This window comes from Kitasatospora sp. NPDC059571 (assembly GCF_042735675.1).
In the GTDB taxonomy this organism is placed as follows: domain Bacteria; phylum Actinomycetota; class Actinomycetes; order Streptomycetales; family Streptomycetaceae; genus Kitasatospora.
In genome coordinates this window covers 1-9,313 of record NZ_JBHWBW010000114.1, presented here as the reverse complement: position 1 = coordinate 9,313, position 9,313 = coordinate 1, and the positions used below count along the sequence as shown (strand labels likewise).

General features: G+C 72.1%; 10 protein-coding genes. 9 read left to right on the top strand and 1 reads right to left on the bottom strand.

Translation table 11 applies throughout. From position 1 onward, the window contains the following. Positions 1–174: 174 nt before the first annotated feature. Positions 175–2,067, bottom strand: a complete 1,893-nt coding sequence (dnaA, locus tag ACFV0G_RS15725) for a chromosomal replication initiator protein DnaA (RefSeq protein ID WP_380546931.1) — start codon at positions 2,065–2,067, stop codon at positions 175–177. 432 nt (positions 2,068–2,499) lie between these two features. Between dnaA and rpmH the strand changes: the two genes are divergently transcribed. The 9 genes from rpmH to ACFV0G_RS15680 all read left to right on the top strand — a co-directional run bounded on the left by rpmH (position 2,500) and on the right by ACFV0G_RS15680 (position 9,245). After that, positions 2,500–2,637 carry a 50S ribosomal protein L34 gene (gene rpmH / locus ACFV0G_RS15720; RefSeq protein ID WP_030059672.1) on the top strand — a complete coding sequence of 46 codons (138 nt, stop codon included), beginning with the start codon at positions 2,500–2,502 and terminating at the stop codon, positions 2,635–2,637. A 19-nt stretch (positions 2,638–2,656) separates the two neighbouring features. Continuing rightward, positions 2,657–3,085: a ribonuclease P protein component gene (rnpA, locus tag ACFV0G_RS15715; RefSeq protein WP_380546929.1), complete on the top strand. Its 429-nt coding sequence runs from the start codon at positions 2,657–2,659 to the stop codon at positions 3,083–3,085. Further along, complete coding sequence (gene yidD, locus ACFV0G_RS15710; protein ID WP_380546927.1) at positions 3,082–3,396, top strand: membrane protein insertion efficiency factor YidD; 315 nt, start codon at positions 3,082–3,084, stop codon at positions 3,394–3,396. Before rnpA ends, yidD begins: the two co-directional genes overlap by 4 nt. A 3-nt stretch (positions 3,397–3,399) precedes the next feature. Further along, entirely contained in the window at positions 3,400–4,569 is a 1,170-nt protein-coding gene (yidC, locus tag ACFV0G_RS15705; protein ID WP_380546925.1) for a membrane protein insertase YidC, read from the top strand. A gap of 79 nt (positions 4,570–4,648) precedes the next feature. Then, positions 4,649–5,179, top strand: coding sequence for a protein jag (locus tag ACFV0G_RS15700; protein WP_380546923.1), 531 nt, complete (start codon positions 4,649–4,651; stop codon positions 5,177–5,179). 181 nt (positions 5,180–5,360) lie between these two features. Beyond that, a complete protein-coding gene (gene rsmG / locus ACFV0G_RS15695) occupies positions 5,361–6,143 on the top strand; it encodes a 16S rRNA (guanine(527)-N(7))-methyltransferase RsmG (protein WP_380546921.1) in 783 nt (260 codons plus the stop codon). Positions 6,144–6,394: 251 nt separating this feature from the next. Beyond that, complete coding sequence (locus tag ACFV0G_RS15690; protein ID WP_380546945.1) at positions 6,395–7,444, top strand: ParA family protein; 1,050 nt, start codon at positions 6,395–6,397, stop codon at positions 7,442–7,444. After that, a complete protein-coding gene (locus tag ACFV0G_RS15685) occupies positions 7,441–8,517 on the top strand; it encodes a ParB/RepB/Spo0J family partition protein (protein WP_380546919.1) in 1,077 nt (358 codons plus the stop codon). Before ACFV0G_RS15690 ends, ACFV0G_RS15685 begins: the two co-directional genes overlap by 4 nt. 110 nt (positions 8,518–8,627) lie before the next feature. Beyond that, the gene (locus ACFV0G_RS15680; protein WP_380546917.1) at positions 8,628–9,245 is read left to right on the top strand and encodes a GNAT family N-acetyltransferase; all 618 of its coding nucleotides are present in this window, start codon (positions 8,628–8,630) and stop codon (positions 9,243–9,245) included. Positions 9,246–9,313 lie beyond the last annotated feature (68 nt).

The window sequence follows — 9,313 nt, the reverse complement described above, 5'->3', positions numbered from 1 at the left end:
GCGAAAACGCCGGGGGTCCCCCCCACCGCGTTTAGCCCGGCGCGGGGGGGGCCGCCCCCCCGGCGGTGCCACAAGCGTCCCCATGCCCCACCCCCCCCCCGCCCCGGGGGCGGGGCGGGGCTCCTGAGGTCCCTGCAGCGGCCGTCGGGGCGCCGGTCGGCCGGCGCCCGCGGCTCAGCTCTTGATGCGGTTGGTGAGCTCGGTGACCTGGTTGTAGATCGAGCGGCGCTCGGCCATCAGCGACCGGATCTTGCGGTCGGCGTGCATCACCGTGGTGTGGTCGCGGCCGCCGAACTGGGCGCCGATCTTCGGCAGCGAAAGGTCCGTCAGCTCGCGGCAGAGGTACATCGCGATCTGGCGCGCGGTCACCAGCACCCGGCTGCGCGAGGATCCGCAGAGGTCCTCGACGCCCAGGCCGAAGTAGGCCGCGGTCTGCTGCATGATCACCTGGGCGGTGATCTCCGGTCCGGCGTCCTCGTCGCCGCCCGGGATCAGGTCCTTGAGGACGATCCCGGCCAGCTCCAGGTCGACCGGCGCGCGGTTGAGGTTGGCGAAGGCGGTGACCCGGATCAGGGCGCCCTCCAGCTCCCGGATGTTCCGGGTGATCCGGGAGGCGATGAACTCCAGCACGTCGGCCGGCGCGTTCAGCTGCTCCTGGATCGCCTTCTTGCGCAGGATCGCGATCCGGGTCTCCAGCTCCGGCGGGGTGACGTCGGTGATCAGTCCCCACTCGAAGCGGTTGCGGAGCCGGTCCTCCAGGGTGATCAGCTGCTTGGGCGGCCGGTCCGAGGAGAGCACGATCTGCTTGTTGGCGTTGTGCAGGGTGTTGAAGGTGTGGAAGAACTCCTCCTGGGTGGACTCCTTGCTGGCGAGGAACTGGACGTCGTCCACCAGCAGGATGTCCATGTCCCGGTACCGCTTGCGGAAGGCGTCCGCCTTGCCGTCGCGGATCGAGTTGATGAACTCGTTCGTGAACTCCTCCGAGCTCACGTAGCGCACCCGCGTGCCCGGGAAGAGGCTGCGCGAGTAGTGCCCGATGGCGTGCAGCAGGTGGGTCTTGCCCAGCCCGGACTCGCCGTAGATGAAGAGCGGGTTGTACGCCTTGGCCGGGGCCTCGGCGACCGCCACCGCCGCGGCGTGCGCGAAGCGGTTGCTCGCGCCGATCACGAAGGTGTCGAACAGGTACTTGGGGTTCAGCCGGGCGGCCGGCTCGTCCTTGCGCGGGCCGCCCGCCGGGGGAGCGCCGGGCGGGGCCGGGACACCGGGGGCCGGGGTGCGCTCGGGCAGCGCCGGTACGGCCGGCGGCTGGGCGGCGGAGGGCCGCGCCGTGCCGCCGCGCCGGGATTGCCCGCCGCGGCCGCGGCCGGTCTCGCCGGGGTCGGGGCCGAGCACGCCGCCGAAGAGGTCGCCCTGCGCCGGGGTGGCGGCGGGCAGTCCCTTCGGGCGCGGCTGCGGTTCGGCGCGCCGTTCGCCCGCCGGGCCCGGCTGCTCGTACCCCGGGCCCTCCCAGTCGCCGCCGCCGTGCTCGCCCCAGGGCCGCTGCTCCGGGCGTTCCGGGGCGGCGGGCTGCTCGTAGTGCTGCTCGTACGACGGCTCGGGCCGCTGGTCGTACCGGCCGGCGGACGGCTGCTGCTGGTACCCGGGCCGGTCGTAGCCGGCGGGGCCCTGGTAGCCGCGCTCGCCGTACTCGCGGTCGTCGTACTCGGGCTCTCCGTGGTACGTCCGGGCGCCCCACTCCGGGGCGGGGGCGGACTGCGCGGGCTCCTGCGGCTGGGGCTCGGGGGCGGCGGGGCCGGCCCCGGCCTCGGCGTCGACCATCACGGCGATCCGCACCGGCCGGGAGAACTCGTAGGTGAGGGCCTCGGTCAGCTGGGGCAGCAGCCGGCCCTCCAGCACCTGCTTGGCCCGCTCGTTCGGGGCCGCCAGCAGAGCGGTGTCGTGCATCATCCACATCGGGCGGGTGCGGCGCAGCCACATCTTGTCGCTGTCCCCGACACCGGAGTCGTTGACCAGCCGCTCGACGACCTTCGCCCAGAGCGGGACGAGATCGCTGTTGACATCAGCCACTGGTGCACGCTTTCTCGTACCGCCCCCGGTCTTCGGCCGGGGGTGCCCCCAGCAGGGGGAGGGTGTCAAGGGGACTCGGGGTGCCGGTCCGATCGATGAACAAACCCGACAAGTCCTGCAACGGTAGTCAGCGCGCAGAGCTGATTCAAGTTGTTGTCCACAGGCTGTGGGCGACGGGCCCGGGTGCTGCCGGTTTGACCCTCCGGGGCGCTGCCGCGTACCGTAACCAGGTCGAGTTGTCGATGGCCGCTGCCGCATGCCCGCGGGTCCACCCGCTTCCACAAGGCGCGCAGCACGGGCGCCGTGGATGGCCTCAACACCAGCCGACCTGGGCTGTTGGGGCGGATTTCCCGTAAGGGGGAGATCGCGCGGACGCACGGTGACGGCCAAGCGACGCCCCGTCATCCTACGATTCACCCCAGGAGCCCCCGAGTGAGCAAGCGCACCTTCCAGCCGAACAACCGTCGTCGCGCCAAGACCCACGGCTTCCGGCTGCGGATGCGTACCCGCGCCGGCCGCGCCATCCTGGCCGCCCGCCGTGGCAAGGGCCGCGCCAGCCTGTCCGCCTGACAAGCGCGCGGGTTCCGAAGTGCTGCCCTCCGAGAATCGGCTGCGGCGGCGCCAGGACTTCTCGACCGCGGTGAAACGCGGTCGACGGGCCGGTCGGCCCCTCCTGGTGGTCCATCTCGACAGAGAGGGCGACCGGCCGGGGCCGGCGGACCGGAACAGCGACTGCGGCCCGCACGCCGCCGAGGGGCTTCCTTCGGCGCGTGCGGGTTTCGTCGTGAGCAAGGCCGTGGGTCCCGCGGTCGTGCGCAACCTGGTGAAGCGTCGTCTACGTCACCTGGTCCGTGAGCGTCTGCCCCGGCTGCCCGCAGGTAGCCTGATAGTGGTACGCGCGCTGCCCCAGTCCGGGGCGGCCTCGTACATCGATCTCGAACGTGATCTGGATGCGGCGCTGCGCCGGTTGCTCCGGACGGAGCCGACCGGTCACGCGCCGACGGGAGCAGGGCGATGAAGTACCTGCTGATGGGGCTGATCAGGCTCTACCAGTGGACGATCAGTCCGCTGCTGGGGCCGGTGTGCCGTTACTACCCCTCGTGTTCGCACTACGGGTACGAGGCGGTGCGTACACACGGCGCGATCAAGGGGAGCGGTCTGACCGCGTGGCGCATCCTGCGCTGCAACCCCTGGTCGCCCGGTGGGGTCGATCATGTGCCGCCGCGCAAGCACCCGGTGTGGCACCGCCGGCTGCGCAATCTGCTGAGCCCGAAGAGCGGGACCGCCGGGCCTGAGCCGGTGGCCAAGCCCGATGTCCAAGGAGTCTGACCGGTGACCTGGTCCTTCCTGAATCCCCTCTACACAGCGGTGTCCTGGATCATTGTCCAGTTCCACTCGCTGTACAGCCACGTCTTCGACCCGGACGGCGGCTGGGCCTGGGGCCTGTCGATCGTCTCCATGGTGATCGTCATCCGGATCTGCCTGATCCCGCTCTTCGTGAAGCAGATCAAGGCGACCCGGGCCATGCAGGCGATCCAGCCGAAGATGAAGGCCATCCAGGAGCGCTACAAGAACGACCGGCAGCGCCAGTCCGAAGAGATGATGAAGCTCTACAAGGAGGCGGGCACCAACCCCTTCTCGAGCTGTCTCCCGATCCTGGTCCAGGCTCCGTTCTTCACCGCTCTGTACGGTGTGCTCGCCTCGGTGGCCAACAACAAGACGATCGGCGTCATCACGCCCGACCTGCTGGCCAGCGCCAAGCAGGCGCACATCTTCGGCGCTCCGCTGTCGGCGAAGTTCGTCGGTGCCGACAGCGTGCACATCCAGATCGTCGTGGCGATCATGATCGTCCTGATGTCGCTGTCGCAGTTCGTCACCCAGCGCCAGCTGATGACCAAGAACGTGGACCTCACGGTCAAGACGCCGTTCATGCAGCAGCAGAAGATGCTGATGTACGTCTTCCCGGTCATGTTCGCCGTGATGGGTATCAACTTCCCCGTCGGTGTCCTCGTCTACTGGCTGACCACCAACGTGTGGTCGATGGCCCAGCAGCTGATCGTCATCCACAACAACCCGACGCCCGGCTCGATGGCCTTCCAGGAGCGCCAGGAGCGGTTGAAGCGCAAGGGTCGGCTCAACCCGGACGGCTCGATCAAGAAGGTCGGCCTGCTCGCGAAGCTGAGCGGCGGCGGTTCCGCCCCGGCGGCGGCTGCGGCCTCGGTGGTCGAGGAGACCGTCCAGGTCCGGCGCCAGCAGCCGCGCAAGCAGACCAAGGCCCAGCGCCAGCACGCCGGCGGCCACCAGCAGCCGGCCGCCCAGGACACCGCGGCGCAGCCCGCGGCCGAGGAGCCCGCTGCCCGGCTGACCAAGCAGGACGCGGTCCCGGCGGGTCAGGGCGCCAAGCAGCCGGCGGGCAAGCAGGCGGCCGGCAAGCCCGCGCAGCGGCAGCAGCCGAAGCGCACCGGGCAGGGCGGCGGTCAGCGTCCGAAGAAGAAGTCCTGACCGGTCGGAACCGGTCGCAGCGGCCCCAGATCTTCGTTCTCGGCCCCACCCGGGGGCCCATCCCCGAAGGAGTCCATCAGTGACGGAAGGCACCACCTCCGCCGTCGAGGTCGAGGCAGTGGAGGAGTCCGGCGAGGGTCTCGTCGCCCGCCTGGAGCACGAGGGCGACATCGCCGCCGACTACCTCGAGGGTCTGCTGGACATCGCGGACCTCGACGGCGACATCGACATGGACGTCGAGGGCGACCGTGCGCTGGTCTCGATCGTCAGCGAGGGTCCCGACCGCCAGCTCCAGCGGCTGGTGGGGCAGGACGGCGAGGTGCTGGAGGCGCTCCAGGAGCTGACCCGGTTGGCCGTCCACCGGGAGACCGGTGAGCGCAGCCGTCTGATGCTGGACATCGCGGGCTTCCGGGCGCGCAAGCGGGCCGAGCTGGCCGCCCTGGGTGCGAGGGCCGTGGAGCAGGCGAAGTCCACCGGCGAGCAGGTGAAGCTGCGGCCGATGACGCCGTTCGAGCGCAAGGTGGTGCACGACGCGGTGGCCGCGGCCGGCCTGCGCAGCGAGTCGGAGGGCGAGGAGCCCCAGCGGTGCGTCGTCGTGCTGCCGGGCTGATTCCCGGTTGTGGTGTCGAGCGACCCCGTCCGCCGTGTGCGGACGGGGTCGTCGTTCCTTGGGGGCCGTCCCGTCCGGTGCGGAGGTCGGCCCGGATGGTGCCTAGGGTGTTCCTGACGGGATCGGGCCGGAGCTGCGATCCGGTCCGGGGCGGGTGGATTCGGTGAGCGGAGAGGCTGAGATGGAGACGGACGGCGTGGCGCCCGAGGGCGAGCCCTCGGCGGTGGTTCCGCCGCAGGGGCCGGGGGAGACCCCGGCCGTGGCGCAGGAGATCTTCGGAGAGCGGCTGGCCGCTGCCGTCCGCTACACCGAGTTCCTGTCGACCGCGGGCGTGCAGCGCGGGCTGATCGGCCCGCGCGAGGTGCCGAGGCTGTGGGACCGGCACGTGCTGAACTGCGCGGTGCTGGCCGAGCTGCTGCCTGCCGGGGCGTCGCTCTGCGACGTCGGCTCGGGTGCGGGCCTGCCCGGCATCCCGGTAGCGCTGGCCCGGCCGGACGTCTCCGTGACACTGCTGGAGCCGCTGCTGCGCCGCACCACCTTCCTGGAGGAGGTGGTCCGCGAGCTCGGGCTGGACAACGTGACCGTGGTCCGCGGCCGCGCGGAGGAGATGGTCGGCAAGCTCGCCGTGGACATCGTCACGGCGCGCGCGGTCGCCCCGATGGACCGGCTGGCCGGCTGGGGGCTGCCGCTGCTCCGCCCGTACGGGCAGATGCTGGCGCTGAAGGGCGACAGTGCGGAGCAGGAGCTCGCGGACTCCCGGGCGGCGCTGACCCGGCTGGGCGCGGTGAAGTGGTCGGTGATCTCGGTCGGTGAGGGCACCCTGGAGACCTCGACCCGGGGGGTCCGGGGCGAGGCGGGGGAGAGCCCCGGCGGGGTGAAGGCTGCGACCCGGCGGGCCAAGGCGGCCCGGGCCGGACGCGGCAGCAGGGATGCGGGCCGGGCCGGCGGGCGCCGGCGGCGCTGAGCCGGGGACGGTCCGGCGAACAGCCGGGGACCGGCGGTCGGACGGACATCGACGGGCGGTCGGGAGCACGGGCTCCCGGCCGCCCGTTACGTCTGTCCGGCGGCGGGCCGGCGGCCGGTGCCGCTTCCGGACCGGACGCCGGGGGCGCCCTTGAGCTGCGGCGTTCGGGGGTACTCGGAGTGTCGCACCGTCAGATTTATGACATTCCGGGCATCGTGTTTCACGTGAAACGTCGCTCTCAGCTCCCCGGAATCCTCGACCGTGCTCTGGCGGTGACTGTTGCCGCTCCGGTTTCACGTGAAACACTGACCCCCATGCAGGACTCGGAGACCATCGAACAGATCGATGACACGCCCATCGGACGCGCCGCCCAGGCTGCGGTGCAGGCGATCGGGCGGGCCGGCGAGGGCCTCCCCAGGCCGGACGCGACACGGGTGATCGTGGTCGCCAACCAGAAGGGCGGCGTCGGCAAGACCACCACCACGGTGAACCTCGCTGCGGGCCTGGCCCTGCACGGGCTGCGCGTCCTGGTGGTTGACCTCGACCCGCAGGGCAACGCCTCGACTGCCCTGGGCATCGACCACCACGCCGAGGTGCCGTCCATCTACGACGTCCTGGTCGAGGGCAAGCCGCTCGCCGATGTCGTCCAGCCGGTGAAGGACGTCGAGGGCCTGTTCTGCTGCCCGGCCACCATCGACCTGGCCGGCGCGGAGATCGAGCTGGTCTCCCTGGTCGCCCGGGAGAGCCGGCTGCAGCGCGCCATCACCGCCTACGAGCAGCCGCTGGACTACATTCTCATCGACTGCCCGCCCTCGCTCGGCCTGCTCACCGTCAACGCGCTCGTCGCGGGTCGCGAGGTGCTGATCCCGATCCAGTGCGAGTACTACGCGCTGGAGGGCCTCGGCCAGCTGCTGCGCAACGTGGAGCTGGTGCGCGCCCACCTCAACCCGGCGCTGCACGTCTCCACCATCCTGCTGACCATGTACGACGCCCGCACCAGGCTCGCGGCCCAGGTGGCCGAGGAGGTCCGGACGCACTTCGAGCGCGAGGTGCTGCACACGGCGATCCCCCGGTCTGTGCGCATCTCCGAGGCCCCCAGCTACGGGCAGACCGTGCTCAGCTACGACCCGGGTTCCACCGGTGCGCTCTCCTACCTGGAGGCCGCCCGCGAGCTGGCCATGCGTGCGGTCGGGGGCGATTACCCGGCCGGTGCCGCGACCGGCTACGGTGCGGTCGGGCAGCAGCGGACCGCGGACGGAGCGGCGGCGGCACAGCACGGCACGATGGAGGGCAACCGGTGAGTGGTGGGCGCAGAGGTCTGGGGAAGGGTCTCGGGGCGCTGATCCCCGCGGCCTCGCCGGCGACGGGGGCCGCACCGGTCTCCGCGGTCGGGGCGCCGCTTGCGGCGGCCCCTGCGGTGGCACCGCTGCTGCCGACCGATCGCGGCACGGTGGCTGCGAAGGTCGCCGCCGGGAGCCTGCGCGAACTGACCGACGGCCCGCGCGGCGGCTCGGACTCCGGGCTCGCCCCGGTCGAGGGTGCGACCTTCGCCGAGCTCCCGCTGGACACCATCACTCCCAACCCGCGCCAGCCGCGCGACGTCTTCGACGAGGACAAGCTGGCCGAGCTGGTCACCTCCATCAAGGAGGTGGGCCTGCTCCAGCCGGTCGTCGTCCGCCAGGTCGGCCCGGAGCGCTTCGAGCTGATCATGGGTGAGCGGCGCTGGCGGGCCTCCCAGGAGGCCGGCCTCACGGTCATCCCCGCGATCGTCCGGGCGACCGAGGACGACAAGCTCCTGCTGGACGCGCTGCTGGAGAACCTCCACCGCGCCGAGCTGAACCCGCTGGAGGAGGGCGCCGCCTACGACCAGCTGCTGCGCGACTTCTCCTGCACCCACGAGGAGCTCGCCGACCGGATCGGGCGCTCTCGCGCGCACGTCTCCAACACCCTGCGGCTGCTGAAGCTCCCGCCGGCCGTTCAGCGCCGGGTGGCTGCCGGCACGGTGAGCGCCGGGCACGCGCGCGCCCTGCTGCCGCTGGAGGACGCCGAGCAGCAGGAGCGGCTCGCCACCCGGATCATCGCGGAGGGCCTCTCCGTCCGCACCACCGAGGAGATCGTCCGACTGATGGCCGGCGAGCAGCCCCGCAAGCAGGCCGCCCCGCGGGCCGGCCGGGTCGCCGCCCCGGTCTTCGACGAGCTCGCGGGCCGGCTCTCCGACCGGTTCGACACCCGGGTCAAGGTCGAGGCGTCCCAACGGAACGGCAAGATCGGCAAGGGCAAGGTCGTGCTGGAGTTCGCCTCGGTCGACGACCTCAACCGGATCCTGGACAGCCTCGCCCCCGGCGACGAGCAGCTGCGGCTCTCCCAGGGCTGACCGGCCGGGTGGCGGACGAGCGGGTGCATGTTTCACGTGAAACGTGCACCCCTCGCGCTTTTCGGAGCAAGCTCGTGGTGGGGAACCGAGCCGGAGGAGGTGTGCGGGGCGTGGGGCGCAGGCTCGTACCGCTGACGTTGGACAATCTGGGGGATCTGCCCGACGGGTGCCGTTCGTGCGTGTTCTGGGAGCTGGACCCGGTCAGTGGGCGGGCCGCGGTCGAGGGCGGCAAGGCCGAACTGGAGAAGGAGGGCTGGATCTCCGCGGTCCTGCTGGAGTGGGGCTCGTGCGGACGGATCGTCTATGTGGACGGCGTGCCGGCGGGCTTCGTGCTGTACGCACCGCCGGCGTACGTGCCGCGGTCGCAGTCCTTCCCGACCAGCCCGGTGTCGCCGGACGCGGTGCAGCTGATGGTGAGCCGGGTGCTGCCCGGCTACCAGGGGCAGGGGCTCGGCCGGGTGCTCGTCCAGGCGGTGGCCAAGGACCTGCTGCGGCGGGGAACCCGGGCGATCGAGGCGTTCGGTGCGGTGGGGCGGCCGACGCCGAGCTGCCTGCTGCCGGCCGACCACCTGCTCGCCGTCGGGTTCAAGACCGTGCGGCCGCACCACCGGTACCCGCGGCTGCGGCTGGAGGCGCGGACGACGCTCACCTGGCGCAGCGACGTCGAGGGTGCACTGGAGCGGCTGCTCGGCGGGGCCCGGAAGGAGCCTGCCTGGCGGCCGTTCTGAGCGGCCTCCCGGAGGGTCGGGCCCTCGGCCCGGCCGAGCGGTGCGGGCACGGCAGAGGCCCCCGGGAC